This window comes from Chryseobacterium sp. WG23, assembly GCF_024586575.1.
Lineage (GTDB): Bacteria > Bacteroidota > Bacteroidia > Flavobacteriales > Weeksellaceae > Chryseobacterium.
On record NZ_JALCZE010000017.1, the window covers coordinates 29,428 to 51,587 of the forward strand.

Annotated in this window: 18 protein-coding genes; 9 read left to right on the plus strand and 9 right to left on the minus strand. The window is 37.1% G+C overall.

From position 1 onward, the window contains the following. The first annotated feature begins 38 nt into the window (after window positions 1–38). Window positions 39–1,220 carry an MFS transporter gene (locus MP477_RS21505; RefSeq protein WP_257192160.1) on the plus strand — a complete coding sequence of 394 codons (1,182 nt, stop codon included), beginning with the start codon at window positions 39–41 and terminating at the stop codon, window positions 1,218–1,220. A gap of 75 nt (window positions 1,221–1,295) precedes the next feature. On the opposite strand, the gene MP477_RS21510 is transcribed toward MP477_RS21505, so the two are convergent. Next, a complete protein-coding gene (locus tag MP477_RS21510) occupies window positions 1,296–4,073 on the minus strand; it encodes a reprolysin-like metallopeptidase (RefSeq protein WP_257192071.1) in 2,778 nt (925 codons plus the stop codon). Window positions 4,074–4,647: 574 nt separating this feature from the next. Continuing rightward, complete coding sequence (locus tag MP477_RS21515; RefSeq protein WP_257192074.1) at window positions 4,648–5,613, minus strand: YpdA family putative bacillithiol disulfide reductase; 966 nt, start codon at window positions 5,611–5,613, stop codon at window positions 4,648–4,650. Window positions 5,614–5,847: 234 nt separating this feature from the next. On the opposite strand from MP477_RS21515, the gene MP477_RS21520 reads away from it, so the two are divergent. Beyond that, on the plus strand, window positions 5,848–6,489 hold the full coding sequence (locus MP477_RS21520) for a hypothetical protein (RefSeq protein ID WP_257192075.1): 642 nt from the start codon (window positions 5,848–5,850) through the stop codon (window positions 6,487–6,489). A 67-nt stretch (window positions 6,490–6,556) separates the two neighbouring features. Here the strand turns inward: MP477_RS21520 and MP477_RS21525 are convergent, their stop codons facing one another. The 7 genes from MP477_RS21525 to MP477_RS21555 all read right to left on the minus strand — a co-directional run bounded on the left by MP477_RS21525 (window position 6,557) and on the right by MP477_RS21555 (window position 14,971). After that, entirely contained in the window at window positions 6,557–7,843 is a 1,287-nt protein-coding gene (locus MP477_RS21525; RefSeq protein WP_257192161.1) for a glycosyl transferase family 1, read from the minus strand. A 62-nt stretch (window positions 7,844–7,905) separates the two neighbouring features. Continuing rightward, window positions 7,906–10,446, minus strand: a complete 2,541-nt coding sequence (locus MP477_RS21530; RefSeq protein WP_257192078.1) for a YfhO family protein — start codon at window positions 10,444–10,446, stop codon at window positions 7,906–7,908. Window positions 10,447–10,475: 29 nt separating this feature from the next. Next, window positions 10,476–10,709 (minus strand): hypothetical protein, encoded by a 234-nt coding sequence (locus MP477_RS21535; RefSeq protein WP_257192080.1) that lies wholly within the window; start codon window positions 10,707–10,709, stop codon window positions 10,476–10,478. A 115-nt stretch (window positions 10,710–10,824) separates the two neighbouring features. Continuing rightward, window positions 10,825–11,874, minus strand: coding sequence for a DUF6263 family protein (locus MP477_RS21540; RefSeq protein ID WP_230041024.1), 1,050 nt, complete (start codon window positions 11,872–11,874; stop codon window positions 10,825–10,827). Window positions 11,875–11,908: 34 nt separating this feature from the next. Next, entirely contained in the window at window positions 11,909–12,661 is a 753-nt protein-coding gene (gene rlmB / locus MP477_RS21545; protein ID WP_306552801.1) for a 23S rRNA (guanosine(2251)-2'-O)-methyltransferase RlmB, read from the minus strand. A gap of 210 nt (window positions 12,662–12,871) precedes the next feature. Next, window positions 12,872–13,342: a DinB family protein gene (locus MP477_RS21550; RefSeq protein WP_230041023.1), complete on the minus strand. Its 471-nt coding sequence runs from the start codon at window positions 13,340–13,342 to the stop codon at window positions 12,872–12,874. A gap of 291 nt (window positions 13,343–13,633) precedes the next feature. Next, on the minus strand, window positions 13,634–14,971 hold the full coding sequence (locus MP477_RS21555; RefSeq protein WP_257192088.1) for a peptide-N-glycosidase F-related protein: 1,338 nt from the start codon (window positions 14,969–14,971) through the stop codon (window positions 13,634–13,636). A 227-nt stretch (window positions 14,972–15,198) separates the two neighbouring features. On the opposite strand from MP477_RS21555, the gene MP477_RS21560 reads away from it, so the two are divergent. The 7 genes from MP477_RS21560 to MP477_RS21590 all read left to right on the plus strand — a co-directional run bounded on the left by MP477_RS21560 (window position 15,199) and on the right by MP477_RS21590 (window position 22,155). Next, a complete protein-coding gene (locus tag MP477_RS21560) occupies window positions 15,199–16,503 on the plus strand; it encodes a hypothetical protein (RefSeq protein WP_257192089.1) in 1,305 nt (434 codons plus the stop codon). Between the two features lie 300 nt (window positions 16,504–16,803). Continuing rightward, on the plus strand, window positions 16,804–17,808 hold the full coding sequence (locus MP477_RS21565) for a MoxR family ATPase (protein WP_230041018.1): 1,005 nt from the start codon (window positions 16,804–16,806) through the stop codon (window positions 17,806–17,808). Then, window positions 17,808–18,266: a GNAT family N-acetyltransferase gene (locus MP477_RS21570; RefSeq protein ID WP_257192093.1), complete on the plus strand. Its 459-nt coding sequence runs from the start codon at window positions 17,808–17,810 to the stop codon at window positions 18,264–18,266. The genes MP477_RS21565 and MP477_RS21570 overlap by 1 nt, the downstream gene beginning before the upstream one ends. Before the next feature lie 69 nt (window positions 18,267–18,335). Next, window positions 18,336–19,199: a DUF58 domain-containing protein gene (locus tag MP477_RS21575; protein WP_257192095.1), complete on the plus strand. Its 864-nt coding sequence runs from the start codon at window positions 18,336–18,338 to the stop codon at window positions 19,197–19,199. Between the two features lie 67 nt (window positions 19,200–19,266). Continuing rightward, a complete protein-coding gene (locus tag MP477_RS21580) occupies window positions 19,267–20,163 on the plus strand; it encodes a BatD family protein (RefSeq protein WP_257192098.1) in 897 nt (298 codons plus the stop codon). Then, window positions 20,156–21,148, plus strand: coding sequence for a VWA domain-containing protein (locus tag MP477_RS21585; protein WP_230041014.1), 993 nt, complete (start codon window positions 20,156–20,158; stop codon window positions 21,146–21,148). The genes MP477_RS21580 and MP477_RS21585 overlap by 8 nt, the downstream gene beginning before the upstream one ends. Continuing rightward, the gene (locus tag MP477_RS21590; RefSeq protein WP_257192100.1) at window positions 21,148–22,155 is read left to right on the plus strand and encodes a VWA domain-containing protein; all 1,008 of its coding nucleotides are present in this window, start codon (window positions 21,148–21,150) and stop codon (window positions 22,153–22,155) included. Before MP477_RS21585 ends, MP477_RS21590 begins: the two co-directional genes overlap by 1 nt. Window positions 22,156–22,160: the final 5 nt, after the last annotated feature.

Here is a 22,160-nt window from a genome sequence, read left to right on the forward strand (position 1 = left end):
ACACGAGTTCTTTCAAAGGACTCTCGCAAGAGAGTTGGATGCTGGCGTTGGTAATGCTAATCAACAGGGCGGGTTCTATGGTACTTCCTTTTTTAGGAGTTTATATGACAGACCATTTACATTTTAGCATTGAAAATTCCGGAATTGTCCTTAGCTTTTTTGGAATAGGTTCAGTGATAGGTTCATGGTTTGGTGGAATGATCACCGATAAAATTGGTGAATACAAGGTGCAGAGCCTAAGTTTACTTTTGAGCGTACCCTTATTTTGTTTAATTCCTCTTTTTACAACAGAAGCAGGGCTGGCAGGAATTATTTTGCTGCAGAGTATTGTAAGTGAAACTTTCCGGCCCGCCAACTCGGTGGCTATTACAAAATATGCCAAGCCGGAGAATATCACCAGAGCCTTTTCATTAAACAGGATGGCTGTTAATTTAGGATTTTCTATAGGTCCTGCATTAGGAGGTATTCTATCTGCTATTTCTTATGAATTTTTATTTTTCAGTAATGCTTTGGCCGCTTTACTGGCCGGATTAATGTACATCTGGTTTTTCAGAAAACGTACAAGATTAGCTAAGAAGAAAGCAAGAAATGTAAAAGAAGCTATAGTCATTAAAAAAGAGAATTCTCCCTATAGAGACCGTAAATTTCTGGTATACTGTGTATTCTGTATGCTGTTTTCCATTTGTTTTTTCCAGTTATTCAGTACATTGACTATTTTCTATAAGGATACCGCTCATTTGAGTCAGCAGAATATAGGATTTATTCTGGGTTACAGTGGCTTCCTGATCGTATTGCTTGAAATGGGATTTGTACAGCTGGCTGAGAAATATTTCACCTTAGGCTTTACAATGCTGATAGGAACTTTCTTGTGTGGATTTTCCTATGCTATGCTGGCCTTCGACTACAGTATGGTGGTATTGTTGGTTTCCATGACCTTGCTTTGTGTGGGAGAAATATGGACCCTGCCTTTTATATCAACCATTACTGCACTGCGCTCGGGAGAAAATAATAAAGGAGCTTATATGGGACTGAACGGAATGTCTTTTTCAATAGCTTTTATTATTACACCTTATATAGGAACATTGATTGCAGATAAACTAGGTTTCAACACCCTGTGGATAGGAACCGGTGTGTTGGCAATACTGATTGCCATAGGCTTTTATTATATAGTTCCATGGATGCTTAAAGATAACAGAAAAACAGAAAAAGATTTAGTTTAAAGCCAGTCTTTATTTAATAATAAACCCAGCTGAATACTATCCAGCTGGGTTTTTCATTGACTATATGAATTAAACTTATTTAATGATAATTTTTTTAGTAATTTTTTGGGTATCTGTATTGAATACCATTATATAATTACCCTTAGCAAAGTGGGTAAGGTCTATTTTGGTATCATTGGTAATGCCGGATTGTTTATGTACTAATCTTCCTGCAATATCAAAAATATTTACCTCCACAAAATTGCTCTTTTTCATCAAGACACTAAACTTTCCATTAGATGGATTAGGATATATCTGGAATTCATCATCTTTTAATGAAAGATCTTTTACTGCCAGAGTAGTAATTGCTTCTCTTGTACAAAGTTCGATTGCAGTTGCATTTACAGTTCCTGAACTGCTATTTGCCTGTACATTATTTAAGACGTCTGATGTATGTAAAGCTTTGATGAGCCAGTTTCCGTTTGGATTCTGTCCGTAATATTGACTTAAGTCTAATCTGATAGGCTCCAGATGCTTATTGTTACTAATATTATTACAATTTACCACTGGAGATTCTCCTTCTTGGTCAAAGATGGTTTTCATTATACCGGTTCCTGAACAATTCCCCAGCCAGAATATCTGATTGCTCTGATCATTCGGACCTTTAAGTTGTAAAGCAGTTTCTTTAATATCGGTATATGAAAGGTCCATTACAATATTAATATCTTCAATCAAGGTAGTAGCAGGAATATTAATAGTAATATTTGCTGGTGTAGCCGGAGCAAAAGCGAAAGTTCCACTCGCAGGATATTGTGTACAGTTCATTGTTATAGCATAATCTATTGCAAAAGCAGGGCTTGCTGCATAATAGATATTTCCTACGGATTCCACTATAATATATGCCTTTTTTGAAGAAGTAGAGGGAATTGTAATGCTTTCTTCCCCATCGTTTGGCGTATTGGAAATAAGAGGGTTGAATGTAGTTCCTCCATCTGTTGATATTAGGACATTAACAAACTGAGTATTGATAGGCGCCGCATTTGTTCCTGCTACATCCCATTTCAGAAGGTGCGAAGATCCTGAAGGGTAATTCTGATTCAATGATAGAGAGGTAACTTTAAAAGGGCCAGTACTTTCATGTACATTAACTACAGCTTCATCACTTGCCGTTTGTCCGCCCTCCGTAGCATTATCTCTTATCAAACTTACAAATTTCATACTTCTTGCCACATCAGATATCATATTCCAGGTGCTGTATAAACTTCCGTCAAGAACTTCCTTAAGCGGTGGAAAATACCTTGTTGGGCTTGTCGTTGGTGGATATGTTCTGAAGTTAGGATTTACTGCAGACATACGGTCAGGATATGAAAATGGTCTCATCATGGCCAGAATTTGAGCAGAAGCATTTGGATCCGTAATATCAATATTATCAAAAACAGGATTGGGATCTGCAATATCAGACTCTTCCCAGGAATATGTTAAACTATTATTATCAGGGTCTGTTCCGGTAGCAGTTAACTTGAATGCTGTACCTTTAGGAATTGTATAGTCAGATCCGGCATTAGCTGTAGGCGGATTATTAAGCATATTCACTGTTGCCGCGCAGCTGGTTGTTTTAACATAGGCATTGATTTGGCTAATACTATAATGAAGAAATTGATCACTGAATTTATCGGCTACATCATATGTTCCTGTTACACCCGGATATCCCATTATGGTTACTCCGCTTCCAGGTTCTCTATTGGCTCCGGTTTCTGGTAGAATCTCGTAAGGAAATGAGATACCACCGAAGTTAATGAGAATACTAACATTTTCTGGTTTTGAAAACGTGTGATTGGCTCCAAACATGTGCCCCATTTCATGAGCCGCAGCTATTGCATACATAAATCCTTCTGGTGTTAATTGACCTATATATGCGAATCCTCCGTTGCATACTGAACCAATGGCGGAGGCTTTACCTCCTCCTGTATTCTGATTGGAAAATAACATTCCCAGGTCATAATTACCACTGCCAATAGTATTGTCAAGAGTTGTTTTAATTTCCTGATCTAATGTTGTACTTGACGTAAATGTTGAATAAGGGTCTGTAGTTTTATCCAGGAAAATTATCTGGTCATTGTTAGCTACCAGATTCATATGGATGGAAAGATCTCTTTCATAGACAGGATTAATGTAGCTCATCAGATTATTGATAGCAACTAACGAATTGGCAGCTGTTCCGCCATAGTATTCACTGAATTCTCCATCGGCGGATGCTGCCAATCTGTATGTCCTGAATTTCTTATCACTGGTATTGTCAGTAGGGAATATTCTTGCTGTATTACCAGAGTTCTTTTCCTTAATATTACATTCAAAATTACTGATTTTTGAAAGTGTTTCCGGAACAGCAGGACTCACCAGATAGACAGAAGCATCTTTGGTAGCAGGTTCTATAACTGTCGGCTTCTGGCCGGGAGTAAATATAATTATGTTTATTCCTTTAGATGAAAGGCCAAAGCTTATGGTTTTGCCAGAATTTTTTACTGATGTCCCTCTGTAAGATTTAATATCGGGAAACTTAACGGCCAGCTCAGGAGCCATATTGGAAGTTTCATAAACAGCATATTTTTCGAATTTCCCATCCAGTCCGGGAATATCTACAGTTATAGTCGATTTGGTAATAATCCCTGTTTTAGATACTGGTGCTGTTTGCAGAGTGGATTTTAATCCGTTGATATCCAGTGTATAGGCATTGGAGTAGTCAGCTCCGATATTTCTTTTAGATTCTATTGCATTTCTCTCAGTGAGATGTGTCTTTTTCCAGAAGTTCTGTCCGTACAGGCTTTGGCCACTTATGGCTGCTATTGCCAAAAATAAATAGATTTTTTTTTTCATTTTTCTTTTGTGATTTTGATTGTTTTTTTGTAAAAATATAAATTTATCACATATGAAATTGAATTATTTTTTTATGTTAAGTTATTGATAATCAATTTATTGTTGGTTTTGTTGCGAGAATGAATATTGTGTTGAAAAAATAATAAATATCTGTTTTTTATTATAAAATATTTATTTAAAAAATTATAAATGCATGATAAAATAAATACTTGGAAAATGAGTTTTGGGATAGAGTTTATAGGCAAATTGATAAAACGCTTTGGGGGTTTAATGATATCATCATAATTATTATTTTCACCGGTTTAGTTCACTTCAGCTGGTATAAAATGATATCGTATAAAAGTCTAAACATCATACAGGTCACCCCTTAGTATTTTTCCTATACCTTCTATTTTAAATTTCGCACAAGCTGATAACGAAGTATGTTGCCTGTTTTTCATGTTCTGAACGTCTGTTTTCTTTTCCCAAAAGGAGATTCAGCAGTATAGATTTTCAGCAATAAGAATTGATCTAGTGACTAAAAGAAACTTTATGTTGGATGTAAAATTGATTTTTAATGATCTGATGACTGCCATCAGCGTTTGGAGACTATATTTTTGACAATCATTTCTGCGTGTACCCTTGAATTTTCAATAAACCAGAGATGGGTGTCTTTTCCTCCGCAAACCACTCCCGCCAGATACAGATTGGAGATGTTGGTTTCCATGGTCTCCATATTGTATTGGGGATTCAGGCATTCTCCATTCAGCTCTATACCGGAATTCCTTAAAAATTCAAAGTCGGGAAGGTAACCGGTCATAGCCAGAACAAAATCATTTTCAATCTCATGAATCTGATGGTCATGGTCTTTGAAAATAACAGATTGTTCTTTAACTTCAATAATCTCAGCATTGAAATAGGCTTTTATATTGCCTTCTGAAATTCTATTTTCTATATCCGGTTTTACCCAATATTTTACACTTTTTGAAATTTCAGAATGCCGGATGATCATTGTTACTTCGGCTCCTTTTCTGTAGGTTTCAAGAGCTGCATCTACCGCAGAATTACTGCAGCCTATTACCACTACTTTCTGCCTGGCGTATGGGTAGGGCTCGGTATAATAATGTTGAACTTTCGGAAGATTTTCACCGGGAATGTTCATCAGATTCGGAATATCATAGAACCCTGTGGCAATCACCACATTTTTAGCAAAGTACTTTCCTTTTGTAGTCTCAATTTCAAAGACATCGTCAATTTTGAAAACTTTTAGTACTTTTTCATAAAGATGAATACTCAGATCTCTCTGCCTGGCAATTCCCTGATAATATTCCAACGCTTCCTGTCTGCCGGGTTTTGGAGCAGGGGAGATAAAAGGAGTCCCGTCAATTTCAAGCTTTTCAGCAGTTGAAAAAAAACGCATATACAAAGGATAATGATACAGTGAATTAACAATAGTTCCTTTTTCAATGATCAGGTAACTGAGGTTATTTTTTTGAGCTTCAATAGCACAGTTTAAACCGATAGGGCCCGCTCCGATGATAAGAATATCCAAAATTTCCATAGAACAAAGATACGGCGTAATTGGCAGATTGTATAGAGGCTTTTAGGACAAAAATTTCAGGTGGTGTGAGTTGAGAGTTAAGAGTTAAGAGTTAAGAGTTAAGAGTTGAGAGTTGAGAGGTCAGAGGTCAGAAGTTATACACTATACATTATACATCCGACATTATACATTGTACCCCTCCTCACGGTAATGGCATCAGTTTTGGTGTTTTTTACCATCACTTAAAATTAAAATATGAAAAAACTACTTATTTCTCTATGGGTACTCACTGTAGTAATCGCTTGTAAGAAAGAAGCTGGAAAACCGGTTCCGAATGTTATTGATTCTGTTGCACAGGCAAAAACAGACAGTATTGGAAAACTTCCTACAAAAGAAGAAAGAGAAGCTTCTTTGAAGAAAGTAAACGATGAGGTTCTGCAGGCCCTAAAAACTAAAGATTATAAAACATTTGCTTCATTAATTCATCCTGAAAAAGGAATTCGCTTTTCAATGTATGCACATGTTGATATGAAAGGGGACAAACATTTCTCCAAAGCTGATTTTGAACAGTTTCAGCCTACAAAAACATTGTTTACCTGGGGAGCACGGGATGGCTCCGGAGACCCATACAAGGCAACGATTAATGACTACCTGGGTAAATGGGTTTTTTCTAAGGATTTTACAGCTTCCCAGTATTCTGTAGATAAATTCATCGGTGGAGGGAACTCTCTGAATAATCTTAAAGAAAGTTATCCTACAGCTAATTTTACAGAAAACTATATCAAAGGAACAGAAAAGAATAGTGAAATGGACTGGAAAACCGTTCGTTTTGTATTTGAAGAGTTCCAGGGAAAATATTATCTGATAGCGGTGATCAATGATCAGTGGACGATATAAGAAAGAGAGAAGCTAGATGCCGGAAGGAGGAAGCTATGGTCTTCCCAATTCCTGCCTCCAGCTTTTTTTATAAAATGTCTGCCAACTGTTGAGTGAGATTTTTTCTTGAAAACTGTTCAATGTGTTGAGTGTTTTTACTAAGATTTCCACTTTTCCAAAGCTTAAATTTTTCCAGGATAAACTGCTTTACTTCTTCGGAACCATGATATCCGAAGTGCTTCCCGGCATGGGTATCTTCTAAAATTTTTTCTACATCGGCTTTATCAGGACCAAATGACAGAATCTGTTTTCCTGAAGCCAGATATTCAAATATTTTCCCCGGAATAATCCCTTTTGAAGACTCGTTAGGAAAATTGGTGATAAGCAGAAGATCAGAACTCTGCATTTCTTCAACAGCTTTTCCATGGGAAAGATAACCCAGGTTTAAAATATGGTTTTTCAAACTGGAATTTTCAAGAGAAGCTAAGATCTTATCATCAATTCTTCCCACAAATTTCAGTGAAAAATCCTTTGAAAACTCTATGTTTTCTTTCACCAGTTCGTCCAATGCTTGCCAAAGGTTATCAGGATTCCGTAATTGCTCCAAAACGCCGATGTAACTTAGCGTAAATGTTTTGTTCTTTTGCAGTTTAGGATCTTCATAGGCATCAGTCTCGTCAAATCCATTAGTAATACAAACGGCATGAGCTCCTGCTTTCCGAAAGTTTTCAGCATCGGTATAGCTGGTGGCTAGGGTAATATCTGCATTTTTAAATACAGCACTTTCTAACTGACGGTGTTTCTTATCCGAACTTCTGGTTAATTTTAAATGCTTGTAGTAAGAAATCTCCGTCCACGGATCACGAAAATCGGCAATCCATTTGATATGGGGAAGCTTATTTTTAAGACCTAGCCCAATGAGATGCAATGAATGGGGTGGGCCGGAAGTGACTACAATATCTATTTTATTTTCTTTTAAATACTTTTCTAAAAATTGAATAGAAGGTTTGACCCAAAAAACCCGGGCATCCGGAATAAAGAAATTTCCCCTAACCCAAATGGAAAGCCTGGATTTCCAGCTTTGGTTTTTACCTACATCAAATTGCCCGGCTTTGAATTTTTTATTGCTTTTATTAAGCTTTTCTGCCAGCTGATAAGGTTCCCAGATCCTTGTTCTGACCATCTCAATATCGTTGGGAACATCCTTCATCAACGTTTCATCTACCAACGGATAATTGGGATTTTCCGGAGTGTAGATCACAGGTTTCCAGCCAAAATCGGGTAGATATTTTGCGAACTTAAGCCACCTTTGAACACCAGGACCTCCCGCAGGAGGCCAGTAATAGGTGATAATCAATATTTTCTTCTGTTCCATTTTGATGTTGAGATTCTTTATAACGGCTTGTTCCATTCAGAATGGTTTGCCACAATATTGAATTAAGCTTGTGGTTCAGTTACTGTTTCCTTTTTCTTATTTTTATTCATCCAGAAAATTCCAAAAGCTGTCAGGGCTATAAATAGTCCGAAACAAATAAGGGAAATCCATTTTCCTTTTTCAATGACTTCAGGTTCAAACACCATTCTGATATGATGGTTTCCTGCAGGAACGTGTACGGCACGAAGTAAATAATCTGCTTTGATATAAGGGACTTCTTTTTCATCAACCAGAACCTTCCAGCCATGAGGATAGTAAACTTCAGAGAACACAGCCAATTGCGGTGTTCTGGATTGAGATTTAAACTCCAGTTCATTAGGCTGGTATTTTGTAAGATTGATAAATGCTGTAGAATCTGCCTGAACAGGTTTATTGTCGAAATAAGATTTGTCTGAACTGGCAATAACGGCAGTTTTTTTATTGTCAATATCCCCAATAGATTTGATTTCTTCATTGGGTGTATCTGCAAATTTCAGGTCACTTACAAACCACGCATTTCCGTTGGCATTTGGATTAGGCACAGCCTGAGGTTCTGCGGGGCCTCCAAAAATCATATACTTAGCATTAAGCATATTCAGAATTTTAGGAGTCTTTACACTGTCTATGTTCGACAGGTATTCATTAAGAATGTCATCATATCTTCTTAACTTTACTGCATGATAACCACCAATAGATGCTTTAAAATAAGAAGTATTTGTCTCACTTGTTACACCTAAAGTCTGGTTATAAATTCTATAATGGCTCTTATCTTTTTCAGCAATTGTTTCCAGTGTTTTGTTGACATTCACATTATCAAGAATAGAGGATAAGCTCGGGTTTGCCTGAACTTTTTCAGCCAGTAAATCTGAAGTTTCTGTCTGGAAAGGATTTTCAGCAAAGACTTTGTCTACATAATTTTCATCATTCAGATAACGCTTATTCACAGTCCATAAGTCGAATAAACTTACTAAACCAATCACTACCAAAGCAATATTCTGATTCAGCTTTTTCTTTAAACTGAAAAATAAAACGGCTGCAGTAATAGCTACATAAATAAAGGCTTTAACAGCATCTGTTCTGAACAGTTTATATCTTTCATCCACAAGATAATCAAGTAGGAAAGGAGGGAAATAGGTTTTTTCACCTTCTGTAGCGAAACCTAACAATGATTTTCCGAAGACCAAAAGAATCAATACGAATCCTAATGTTCCACCACTTACGTAAAGAAGTGTTTTTTGTTTGTATTCTTCAGTAAGCTTTTCATCGGTGAAGAATCTGTACAGCCCAAGGATGGCTATCAGTGGGAATAACAATTCTACAACGACAAGGATTGAAGAAGGCGCTCTGAATTTATTGTAAAATGGAACATAGTCAATAAAGAAATCGGATAATGGCATAAAGTTACTTCCCCATGCCAGTAAAATAGTAAGTATGGAAGCTCCTAAAATCCAGTAACGGTATTTTTTTCGGGCAATGAAAAATCCTAAAAGAGCAAGAAAGCATACAATAGCTCCCTGGTATGCCGGTCCTGAAGTTCCCGGTTGGTCACCCCAGTATGTCATGCTACTGAAACCTTTCGATATTCTGTCCATTTCTGCCTGTGAGCCTACATTTTCCTGAACAAGCTCCTGAACTTTGCTCATCATTTCCTTAGCTTCCGGCTCCTGGCTTCCGCCACCCATCAGCCTTGGAATGAAAAGATTTAACGTTTCCAGTTTACCGTAGCTCCACATCAGCATGCTTTCCTTATCCATTCCGGATTTTCCTGAAGTATGGCTGTCATTCGTTAAAATCTGCTTTCCACGAACCGTTTCTTTTACATATTCAGAATTGGCAAGGATTCTTTGAGAATTCATTCCAACTCCAATGATACATGATACCGCAATAATTCCCGAAGAAATAAGAAAATGCTTCATCTGTGTTTTCTTCAGGATCACTCTGATCAGTTCAGAAAGGAATAAAAATCCTAACGCAATGAACAGGTAGTATGTCATCTGTGGGTGGTTCGCTGCAATCTGAAGCCCCATAAAAAGGGTTGTCACAATGAATCCCCAGATGTATTGTTTCCGGATATAAACCAATAGGATTCCGGCTAAAAGAGGAGCGAAATATTCAATGGTATTTACTTTACCATTATGCCCTGCAGCAATGATAATATAAAAATAGGTAGAAAGGCCAAAGAAAGTAGCCCCTAGCAGAGCATATTTCCAGTTTCTGACCACTACCATTCCCAGAAGGAAAAAGCCTGCAAAAAGCAGAAACAGATAATTAACCGGCCTTGGCAGGAAATTCAGATTGCTGTCAATTTTCTTGATAATATCACCTTTAAACTGGCTACCCATCTGATAAGTGGGCATTCCTCCAAACATGGAATCACTCCAGTAGGTTTCATTTCCTGTGTTGGCTCTATAGTCGAGCAGTTCTTTTGCTCCCCCTCTGTACTGTACAATGTCATGTTGGAAAAGCTGTTTTCCCGTAAAGACAGGGGTGGAATATAAAAATGCTAAAACTATAAATACAACTAATGAAATAGCAATATAAATTAAGTTTTTATTTTTCGCCATGCTGGTTATTATCTTTTTTCTTGGAATTTTTACCTTTTATCATTATTCTGTTTCACCTCTTCATAGTCTACGGTTTCCGCATCCCACTTAAGGTTTTGCTTATTCTCTTTATTCGAGTCATGGATATCCTGCTGCCTGTTATTCTGATTACTGTTATTGTTGAACCTATAACCGTAAAACGTCTTAAAAAATATCCTTTTCAGAATATTCCAGACAAAGAAAATAATGATAGCAGAGAGTACCAGCTCAAGAATGTACTTCATAATACAATATATTTAAGATTCTAAAGTTCAAAGTTGTTTGTCGATACTTATTTTAATAATCAAAATAAAACTCTCAAATTCTCAGACTCTTCAACCTCAAACTCTTTTACTTTAATTATTTTGCTGAAGGATTTACCATGACAGAAGATTTTGAAACACTTTTCATAGATTGAGACTGTTTTCCGTCTGTAATAGATTCTATCTGTGTAGTTTCCACATTGATATTCTGGTTGGTAATCCACCCTGTATTTTCATCAAATTTAATAGTACCGGTCTGTACCAGTTCACTGCTTAAGCTATGAGTAATAGGCCCCTGAGCTTTCTTTTCTGTTTTCTTAGGAATCCCTCCGGTAACACCAATTTCAGCACTTCCGTTTCCTAAGCTTTTTAAAACATAGTTTGAAGTTACTTTAACTGTCCCGCTTGCATCAGCGTTTTCAGAAGTGGTCCATTTTTCACCGATCTTCACTCCCTTTTTAGGAATAATCGTCAGGTTTTTATTGAACTGATCTTTCAGTACTTTTTCATTGAAAGTTTCTTTAAGACTTGCTACAACGCTTGCTTTCTGATTCGCATCTTTGATAAGAGTTCCTACAGAAGCAGATACTTTGTTGTACACAGCATCAAAACCTGTGATGGATATCACATTACCTTTTGTATCCATTTTCATAGCAAGCTTATTTCCGGTAAGCGCCCTGTTGATATTCCAGATCATTTTAAGATCATCTTCTTTAGGAATAGGAAGCTTGGTATCTACAACAATAGTTTTTCCCTGTGCAGACTGAGAACTTCTTTTAGCTACAAGGTTAAGGGTCATATCATACACATTTCCTTTGATATCATTGACTGTAAAATTCATTTCATCCGTAGATTCACTGGTCGCTGTAATAGACTTTCCAGTAGGATCTGTCATGGTCTTTACATCTCTCTGATACGTTGTAAGAGGATATGTTTTTCCTTTTTCAAGCTTAAAAGTTTGCTTAATGATCCCTGCAGAATCTCTGATCGCCGGGTTCTCCGCTACTTTAGCTACAGAATCAGCAGGAACTTCTACAGTAACGGTTTTTCCCGTTTTAGGATCTACTTTCGTTACAGTAGCTGTTTCTTTTTTACACGATACAAGAGCTATGGATGAGATAAGCGCTAATGCTGCTATATTTTTCATTTTCTGATTTTTTAATGTTGGTTATAGAACTGAATTATTTCAAAATTTTCTGTCTTACCGCTTCATACAGAATAGCACCACATGCGACAGAAACATTTAGAGATTGTGTTTTTCCTTCAATAGGAAGTTTTATTTTTTCATCCGAATGATGAAGTACTTCTTTAGAAATTCCGGTTTCCTCATTTCCCATTACAATAGCACAAGGTTCTGAGAAGTTAACATCATAAATTAACTTTTGTGCTTTTTCACTGGCAGCAAATACCGTGATTCCGCTTTGCTGTAAAAAGTCTACGGCATGGGCCAGATTATTTTCTTTACAGATTTTAATGTTATAAATGGCTCCTGCAGAAGTTTTTATCGCATCAGAATTGATTGGAGCACCTCCTTTTTCCGGAATAATGATCGCATCGATACCCACACATTCTGCAGTTCTGCAGATAGCCCCAAAGTTTCTTACATCGGTAAGTCTGTCCAGGATCAATAAGAAAGGTGTTTTTCCTTCTTCAAATAATTGAGGAACAATATCTTCTACTTTATAAAACGGAACATCCGAAATAAAAGCAACCACACCCTGGTGGTTTTTTCTCGTAAAGCGGTTCAGTTTTTCAACCGGAACATAATTGGGACGGATTTTATTTTTTGCTAAAGCAGCTTTCAATTCAGCATAAATAGGACCCTGAAGTGCATTTTGCACAAAGATCTTGTCAATGGTTTTTCCTGCTTCAATAGCTTCTATTACTGGACGAAGTCCAAAAATAAAATCGTCTTTTTTGTTGTCGTTTGTCAAAATTTATTTTTTCTATTGTTAAATCTAATCAAGGTAGGGAGGCTCTTCTACAGTTTTGTAGTAAAACAACATCCGGGATTACATGAATTTTATTTTCCTCCGGATGAATTCCCTGATTTTTACTCATTAACCCTTCTGAAGGCTCATCAGTTTTATTTTTTTGCCAAAAATAAGAACTGTGGTAGCTCTTATTCATCAGAGGGTAATTGTTTAATATTTTTCACCCAAAATAGCTCTTTTCTGAGCCATTGCATATCCGTAATGTAAGCTTTCATGCATGTTATTAAAGATAATGGCATCCTGAATACTTTTTAAATCCATTCCGAAACTGGTTGTATAGGGCGTGTAATCTGAAAAGAAATCACTGTCATAATCTTTCATTAAGATCTTTGACGTTTCAGTAAGCAGGAACTCCAAATCTTCCACTTCTGATTTCTGGACATTAAGATTAGGTAAAGTCCCTTTTTTATAAGTTTCAATCCAGTATTTATCAATACGGAAAGGGTTTCCACTCAGATAATAGTGCAGCAGCTGCTGGGTGGCAACTGTGTGTACAATATTCCAATATATATTGTTGTTGAAGCCATCCGGAATCAGCAGAAGATCTTCATGAGAAGTGTTCTGCAGGATGTCCAGAAGGTTTCTTCTTACCTGTCTGTGTGCTTGAAAATGATAATTCATTTTGCCGTTTTTTTAATCTCCAAAAATAGTTTAATAAACTGGAAATGACAATTTTTTGAATGGGGATTAGAGTTAAAGTTTTTTAACTATTCAAAAAAAGAACTAATTATGATTATATTCTTGCGCTTTTTTCTATAATAACAGCGTTTTAAGCCTTTTAATTTTCCTTTTTTAAACGACAGGGCTTTTTGAAATGTAAAACAAGATAGTTATAAAAAACCTCTTCAGGATATTTTCCAAAGAGGCTTTTGTATGGTTGAATTTAAATACCTTGAAGGGATATTATTGGTTTTATTTCTTGATAATCTTGTGTTTAAAAGCCGTCCCATCTTTCAGTACAATATTCAAAAAGTAAACTCCTGTACTGTAGCCGGAAAGATCTACCTTGTTTTCCCGGTACGTTTCAGATAATTTTCTTCCCTCTATACTGAAGACTGAGATAGAAGCGACAGCAGTCTCTGATTTGATGGTTACAAAATCAGAGGTGGGGTTGGGGTATATACTGACATCTATTGTTTTAATATCCTTAACGTTTAACGTAGTGTTGCTCTTACCCTGCATATAGACAGACAGGTATACATCTCCCTGCTGCTGATTGAAAACAGCTGTTGGGATGGTGTGTTTAAGAGTATGATTTCCTGCGGTCATATTAGCTAGGCTGAATCCGCGTATAGGAACGGCATTGCCCGGGCACCAGTTATTCCAGGAAGTCCATTCTGCAAGCGTTTTGGGAGTAGCGCCATAGATTCCGTTACCCTGTGTGTTGTATACTCTGTAGGGTTCACACGAAATTCCCCCGGGAGTATAGGTGAGTACCTGTACATCATCTACATAGGTGTAGTTTTGTCTTCTTATATATTCCTCACCACCGCTGTTGGCGCCATGTGGAGTAGAGATCACAAAGAAGCGGGCATTGGTAACCGGGTCTGGCAAGTTAAAATTTACAATTCTTACGGTTTCACCGGCAACATCTGTACTGTTATAATTATTAAGCCTGTTATAGCTCAGAATAGGAGCAAGGGTATTATAGTCTGTAGCTGTCGCCCCGTTATCTGTTGAAAAGAAAGTAAGAGTTCCCGTAAATACATCATTCCTGCCTGAGCATCCCGGAACTTCATTGTTTGCTGCATAAGGCACACCAAAGACATCCAGTTCCATGTATATATTATAGGTATTTCGCAGGGTAGCGTCGTGAAATATACTGTACAGGTTGCTCACATCATAAGTATAGGGAACTTCCAGAGGAGAGCGGTTTTTGTTCATAAAAGGAGTAATGTATCTCCCTGCCTCAATCCTTTTTACATTAGCATCATTTATTGTATAAGTAGCCTGGTCTTTAGGTACCAATGCTAAAAACACTTCTCCCAGGCGGTCATAATTATCACACAATGCACCTATGGTGACTCTCATGGCAATCTTTGCCTTAAAAGAGTCCATTTCTGCATCTGTAAGCTTTCTTGTATATCTGGCATTGTTCAGTCTGATCAACCCGTTAGGAACAGGAGCGGATACTGTAGCAGCATAGCCGTCATAAAACACTGCCTGAGAAATCACATTGGTTACTGTCGTGGTTTGTGATTTAAAAAGACTGGCAAACAGAAGACTGACAAAAAATAGATTTTTAGACATGTGATTGGTATTTGATACAAATGTATTAAAATATGTACTTAAAAAACGCTTTATTGTCTTTGTTTTTAAATTAAATAGCTTTTTGTTGTTAATAGTGTAAAAAAAACAAATAGAAGAAAGCATTTTCAAATGAAAGATGTAAATGAATTTTATTAAATGATTGTATTTGTCATTAAAGTTGAAATTTTATTATTAAATTAGCATCGTATTCACTGATAATTTTATTAATGATGAAGAAAAATTTACTTTTATTTTTATTATTGACAGTCTTGATTTTTAAAGCTCAGATCAATTTAAATATCGGAAGCACCAATGTGGGCACAGCGCCTGTCAGTAGTTTTTTTTCCTATTCTTATGTCCAGCAGATTTACCCTAAACAGGAATTGAATGCAACTGCTGCAGGAACTATTACAGGAGTTACATTCTATGTAGATCCATCTGCCAGTATTTCTGACTCTTCGAATTGGACGGTTTATCTTGGGCATACCCAGAAAACGGCATTTACTTCCGGCGCAGACTGGATTCCCTCCTCACAACTTACTCAGGTATTTGCAGGTACGGTAACGAAGAATAATGGTAAAGTGGAGATTGCTTTTACTACACCATTTGCCTATAATAATACAGATAATTTAGTGGTGGCAGCAAGAGAAAATGCGCCAAGCATTGATATTAATAATTTTGATGAAGTTTTCCGTGTGTATCCATATATTCCAAATTCTACCCTTTATTACAAAGGAGACCAGGCAGTTATTGATCCTGCATCTCCACCCGGTGGAATAAGAGCGGATTATAAATCAGCAATAACAATTGCCGGGCTGACGGCCAAGTCTACTCCTGCCTGTCCTTTTATACTCTATCCTGCAAACAATGCTCAGTTTATTTCTTTATCTCCTACTGTTAGCTGGCAGCCGGTGATTGGAGCTACGTCTTACAAAGTTTCCTTAGGGACGAGTCCCGGAGGTACAGATATTATTAACCAGCAGGTTGTGACTGCTGCTAACTTTAATCTTTCACCATCAATTGTTCTTACGAGAGATACCAGTTATTATTTAAAAGTAACAGCTGTTTCGGCCAATGGTGAATCTTCCGGCTGTACAGATAATGTTTTTAAAACCATTCCTCCAATACCGGTAAATGATGCCTGTTCCGGAGCTTTGCTGGCATCTGCTTTTCCTTATTCCTATACACAGAGTGATGGAATGTCCTCTACCAATAATGCCGGATTTATAATGGCATGCCCTAACGATGGAATGAACGATGGACTGTGGTTCAAATTTACGGGAGACGGCGGCCAATTTACCATTAAAGTGGCTCCTGCAACCATTTCTTTCGATCCCAAAATAGGAGTGTATAAAGGATCGTGTAACAGCTTGACTTGTGTGGGGACAAAAGATAACGGCGGTGGCGGTAGTTCGGAAACTATTACCATTACTACCAGCGCAGGAACAGAATATTATATCAATGTGGGATCTTACGAGGATGCGGAAGATAGGCCGGAAGATGTGTTTACCATTACCATCACAAAGCTTTGATATGCTGAGAAATTGGTAGCAGATTTGTAATTTAATATAATAAAAATGTTGTGGTAAAAATGCTACAACATTTTTTATAGGAAACTGGTAAAAATGCTGTATTCCTAGCAGGAAAATCAAAGATACACCCGGTGGAGCTTCCGTGTGAATCGGCAGTATGTGTAAGAAACTCAGTTCGTATTACCCTGAATCCCTTATCCATCCCGGAATATTTAACAAACTTTAACTCAATAATGGCATTGATTGTGTTGATTAATGCAAGTATTTATCAGAAATTTACCACCTATTTTAAATCAAGCTATGTCAGATACATTTCAAGCAGAAGATATCCGTCAGTTGACGGAAAAAGTAAAAGAAAAAAACTATTTATTTTCTCTTCTGAGACAGGAAATCAACAAAGTTATTATTGGGCAGGAATACATGATAGACCGCCTTTTGGTAGGGCTTTTGGGAAATGGTCACGTGCTTCTTGAAGGAGTTCCGGGACTGGCCAAAACTTTAGCGATAAAAACATTGGCGGATGCTGTTCATGGCGAATTCTCAAGGATTCAGTTTACACCGGATCTGCTTCCCGCAGATGTGGTGGGAACAATGATCTTTAATATCAAAGACAATGATTTTTCTATAAAAAAAGGTCCTGTATTCGCTAATTTTGTACTAGCGGATGAGATCAACCGTGCGCCGGCCAAAGTACAGTCTGCCCTGCTGGAAGTGATGCAGGAAAAACAGGTAACTATTGGTGATGAAACAATGAAGCTTCCCAAGCCGTTTTTAGTACTGGCTACTCAAAACCCTATTGATCAGGAAGGAACTTACCTGTTGCCGGAAGCACAGAGTGACCGTTTTATGCTGAAGTGTACCATAGATTATCCATCTTTTGAAGATGAAAGAAAAGTAATGAGAATGGTTTCCACTTCACATCAGCCTACTGTGAATCCGGTCATTTCTCTTCAGGATATCGTAGATGCCAAAGAATTGATCAACCAGATTTATCTGGATGAGAAAATTGAAAAATATATCCTGGATATGGTGTTTGCAACCCGATATCCGGAAAATTACGGACTTTCCGAACTTAAAAATTATATCAGCTTCGGAGCTTCTCCAAGAGCATCTATTAACCTTGCGATTGCTTCAAGAGCTTATGCATTCTTAAAAGGAAGGGCTTTTGTTATTCCTGAAGATGTAAAAGCATTGGCTAAAGATGTGCTGAGACACAGAATGGGCTTAACTTTTGAAGCGGAGGCAGAAGAAATTTCAACAGAAGAGATCATCAACAGAATTTTAGCAAAAATCCAGGCGCCATAATGAGTGATGTTGTAATCAGAAAAGCCGTTCAGGAAGATTGTGCTTCGATGCTTGACTTAATTAAGGAACTGGCAGAATACGAAAAAGCACTACATGAAGTAACGGTAACATTAGATCAGTTTACTAAAGATGGCTTTGGACCGTCTCCGGTCTGGGGTGCTTTTGTTGCTGAAATGAACGGTAAAATTGTAGGAATTTCGTTGTATTACGACAGATATTCAACCTGGAAAGGAAGGAGGCTGTATCTTGAAGATTTGGTAGTAACCGAAAGAATGAGAGGAATGCAGATTGGGAAAAAATTATTTGATGCAACACTGGAACATGGAAAATTAAATGATTACAGCGGAATGGTATTCCAGGTACTAAGCTGGAATGAACCAGCCATCAATTTCTATAAAAAATACAGTCCGAAATTTGATAATGAATGGCTGAATGTGTCCATTGAATTGAAAGATTAGAAGATGAAAATGGAAAAAAGAATAGTGTAAATACAAATCCCTGTAAATTATTAAACCTTACATCAGCGTATGCAGATAAAAGATATTGTAAAAAAAGTAAAGCAGATAGAAATCCGTACCAGAAAAAAGACGGAAGCTGCTTTGATGGGGCAATATCACAGTGCCTTTAAAGGGCAGGGGATGACTTTTTCGGAAGTCCGTCCCTATCAGTTTGGAGATGAAATAAGAAGAATTGACTGGAATAAAACAGCACGTTTCCGTGAACCGTTTGTAAAAGTAATGGAGGAGGAAAGAGAGCTTACGATGATGATTCTCGTAGATATTTCCGCTTCAATGGATTATGGAACAAAGACTCAGCTGAAAAGGGAATATGTTGCCGAAATCGCAGCCAGCTTAGGGTTTTCAGCCGCAGGAAATAATGATAAAGTGGGACTGATTCTGTTTGCTGACAAAGTATATAAAGTAATTCCACCACAGAAGGGGAGAAAACATATTCTTTCTATTATCAGCAATATCCTGACGGCCGATTATGTTGCTGCTGAGTCTAAAATAGACAAAGCACTGGAATATATGATGGGAATTTTTAAAAGAAAATCTCTGGTATTCCTGTTTTCAGATTTTGAGGATGAATATGATTCTAAAATGCTGAGAGTAACCTCAAAAAAACATCAGCTGCTGGGAATGAGGATCTATGATGAAAAGGATAATGAAATTCCTGATGTAGGATATACACTGTTACATGATGTAGAAACAGGAAAACAAATATGGGCCAATACTTCCAGCGCCAGATGGCGATATACTTTTGCGGAAGCTCAAAAACAGAAGTTAAGAGCCCTGGAAGAGGATTTTTCCAACAGCTCGGCCAGCTTTATGAATATCAATACAGGTTCAGATTATTCAAAATTACTGTATAGCTATTTCCAGAAAAAATAGTACGGTAACCGATAGATAGAATTAGAAATAAAACACTAGGCACCAGCCTGAATTTATTATTTAAAAATTGAAAAAAATACTATTAATATTATCTTTTTTTATCTGTGTCAACACTTTTTCACAGATATTGTCTTCCAATATAGAGAAGAAAACTATTGCGTTAGGTGAAGTCAATCATTTTGTTATTAAAATTGACAATATTCACGACCAGCAGGTGATCTCTGCAGCCAAAAATGAGTTGCTGCCTTTTCATTTTGAAGAAACAAAAGACAGTATCGGACAAAATGCCAATTTATATGAGAGGAAAATAGAGTTTGCTGTTTTTGAAGAAGGGAAATTTACGATTCCTGAGCTGGAATTTAAAGTGGGTGATAAAATACTGAAAACTATTCCTTATGAGATCGATGTCATTAATACCGCTCAAAAAGCTGATCAGATTAATGATATCATGAAGAATAAAGAAGTTAAACTTGATGCAAAAGATTATTGGGAGCTCTATAAATTCTATATTCTGGCAGCTTTAGCAGCTATTGCTTTGATTGTGGCTATTATCATGATTGTAAAATGGGGAAGAAAATCCACGAGTTCACCGGCTGTAGCGACCAACCAAACATTAAAAGAACTGGATTCTCTTAAAAAGAAAAAATATATTGAAGGAGGTAATTTCCGTTCATTCTACGTAGAACTGATCGATATTTCCAGAACCTTTATAGCCAAACAATATCACCTTCCTGCAGATGTACTTCTTACCGATGACCTTATTGAGGTCATAAAAAAGAACAATACCATTTCTCAGGATAACGAAAAAATAATAGAAGATGTTTTCTTAAGGGGAGACCTTGTGAAATTTGCGAAAACCTTTCCTGATAAAGAAACCATGGAAAATGATTTTGCCAATATCAGGGATTTTGTAAAAAGATCATCGAAAGATTTAGAATTTGAAAACTTAAGAAAGGATGTTTAATTTTGAGTTTTACAGTCCGTGGTTCTTACTGCTTTTTCTACTGTTTATTCCACTTTTTATTAAAGATGCCGGAAGACAGAAAAGGAAAGGGATAAAAGTCCCTACCGTTAAAAATATGGATTCCAGCGGTGGTATTCAGGCTGTTCTTTTTGTCTTGAAAATATCGAAGTACATCATTCTTGCTGCACTGATTATTGCTATGGCGAGACCCAGAACCTTTACAGTCTCCCAGGATAGAGATGATACAAAAGGTGTAGATATTATGCTGTCTATAGATGTTTCTCTCAGTATGCTGGCGAAGGATTTAAGCCCGGACCGTATTACAGCACTGAAGGATATTGCCGTAAAATTTGTTCAGAAACGTCCGAATGACCGGATAGGAGTTGTAGCTTACGCTGCAGAGGCTTTTACAAAAGTGCCTGTCACTTCAGATCATCAGGTTGTCATTGATGAGATTAAAAATCTTAATTCAGCGGGGCTGGAGCCGGGAACGGCTATTGGCGAAGGCCTTTCTGTAGCCGTCAACCATTTGATTAAAAGCAAAGCGAAAAGTAAAGTAATTATCCTGATGACAGATGGGGTCAGTAATATTCAGAATGCTATTCCGCCACAGATTGCAGCCGAACTGGCTAAAAGTAATCATATAAAGGTGTATTCCATAGGAATTGGGACCAATGGATACGCACTGATGCCTACATCGCAGGATATCTTTGGGGATCTTGTATTTACCGAGACGGAAGTTGCCATTGATGAAAATACTTTGAGAGAAGTGGCTCAGAATACAGGAGGGAAATATTTCAGGGCTACATCAAACAGCAGTCTTGAAGAAGTATACGATGAGATCAATCAATTGGAGAAATCTGATGTAAAGGTTTCCAAGCTCTACAATTACGAAGAATATTTTAAGATTTTCCTGTGGATTGCGTTGGGAATGCTGGTATTGGATGCATTGTTGAGATGGGTGTTTTATAAAATTTTAAGCTGATGAGTTGGTCTTTAGGAAATTATTGGTATTTATTTTTGCTGTTGCTTCTGCCGCTGTTAGCTATCTTTTTGATCCGTTTTTTGAGATGGAAAAATAAAAAGAGAGAAATTTTTGCAGACAGCCAGTTTCATGATCATTTATTTGAAAAACAATCGGGATTTATAAAAATTTTTCCTGCCTTATATTTATTAGGAACTCTATTTTTGATATTTTCAATCATTGATCTTCTTAATGGCTCAGAGGAAGTAAAAAGCAGCCAGAAGTTAAACAATGTGATTTTTATGCTTGATGTTTCGAATTCAATGAATGCCGAAGATATAGACCCAAGCCGTCTTGCTGAAGCTAAAAATCTGATGCTGGGTACTATGCAGAAGATGAAAAATGACAAAGTTGGTATTGTGATTTTTGCGGGACAGGCTATGTCTATCATGCCCCTGACTACAGATTATAATTCTGCCGAAACCTATATCAGTGGGATTGAAACCAATTCCATGCAGGTCCAGGGAACCGATTTTTTGAACGGAATGCAGGCTGCTGTAGATAAGTTTAAAAATGTAAGCAAAGGCTCCAGGAAGGTTATATTGCTCAGTGATGGTGAAGATAATGAAGGGAATGACAATGCTGCCATTAGGTTAGCCAATAAAGAAGGGATAAGTATTACTTCTGTAGGCGTTGGAACCGACGAGGGAGCGCCGGTTCCTGAATATGTTTATGGGCAGTTAATGGGATATAAAACAGATGTGAACGGAGGAACTGTCATTTCAAAAAGACAGACAGACGCCCTAAAAAAGATGGCTGAATCTACCGGAGGAAGTTATATAGACGGAAATAACATCAATGAAGCGCCAAACAGAATTATTGATGCCGTCAATAAAAAATCTTCAGGATCCGAAACCATAGTGAAGTCACAGAATGCCAACCATTACTATCAGTATTTTCTGGGAGTATCCATCTTATTTTTCCTTTTAATTTTTCTTTTTAATCCTAAAAAAGATTTCAATGTCTAATCTTC

Bases quoted from the DNA above. Each gene is read 5' to 3' on its own strand.
- MP477_RS21575 (WP_257192095.1), top strand. From the start codon at position 18,336: ATGCAGATAAAAGATATTGTAAAAAAAGTAAAGCAGATAGAAATCCGT.
- MP477_RS21590 (WP_257192100.1), top strand. From the start codon at position 21,148: ATGAGTTGGTCTTTAGGAAATTATTGGTATTTATTTTTGCTGTTGCTT.
- MP477_RS21505 (WP_257192160.1), top strand. From the start codon at position 39: ATGCTGGCGTTGGTAATGCTAATCAACAGGGCGGGTTCTATGGTACTT.
- MP477_RS21535 (WP_257192080.1), bottom strand. From the start codon at position 10,709: ATGAAGTACATTCTTGAGCTGGTACTCTCTGCTATCATTATTTTCTTT.
- MP477_RS21565 (WP_230041018.1), top strand. From the start codon at position 16,804: ATGTCAGATACATTTCAAGCAGAAGATATCCGTCAGTTGACGGAAAAA.
- MP477_RS21540 (WP_230041024.1), bottom strand. From the start codon at position 11,874: ATGAAAAATATAGCAGCATTAGCGCTTATCTCATCCATAGCTCTTGTA.
- MP477_RS21550 (WP_230041023.1), bottom strand. From the start codon at position 13,342: ATGAATTATCATTTTCAAGCACACAGACAGGTAAGAAGAAACCTTCTG.
- MP477_RS21525 (WP_257192161.1), bottom strand. From the start codon at position 7,843: ATGGAACAGAAGAAAATATTGATTATCACCTATTACTGGCCTCCTGCG.
- MP477_RS21570 (WP_257192093.1), top strand. From the start codon at position 17,808: ATGAGTGATGTTGTAATCAGAAAAGCCGTTCAGGAAGATTGTGCTTCG.
- MP477_RS21555 (WP_257192088.1), bottom strand. From the start codon at position 14,971: ATGTCTAAAAATCTATTTTTTGTCAGTCTTCTGTTTGCCAGTCTTTTT.
- MP477_RS21560 (WP_257192089.1), top strand. From the start codon at position 15,199: ATGATGAAGAAAAATTTACTTTTATTTTTATTATTGACAGTCTTGATT.
- MP477_RS21510 (WP_257192071.1), bottom strand. From the start codon at position 4,073: ATGAAAAAAAAAATCTATTTATTTTTGGCAATAGCAGCCATAAGTGGC.
- MP477_RS21585 (WP_230041014.1), top strand. From the start codon at position 20,156: ATGTTTAATTTTGAGTTTTACAGTCCGTGGTTCTTACTGCTTTTTCTA.
- MP477_RS21520 (WP_257192075.1), top strand. From the start codon at position 5,848: ATGAAAAAACTACTTATTTCTCTATGGGTACTCACTGTAGTAATCGCT.
- MP477_RS21530 (WP_257192078.1), bottom strand. From the start codon at position 10,446: ATGGCGAAAAATAAAAACTTAATTTATATTGCTATTTCATTAGTTGTA.
- MP477_RS21515 (WP_257192074.1), bottom strand. From the start codon at position 5,613: ATGGAAATTTTGGATATTCTTATCATCGGAGCGGGCCCTATCGGTTTA.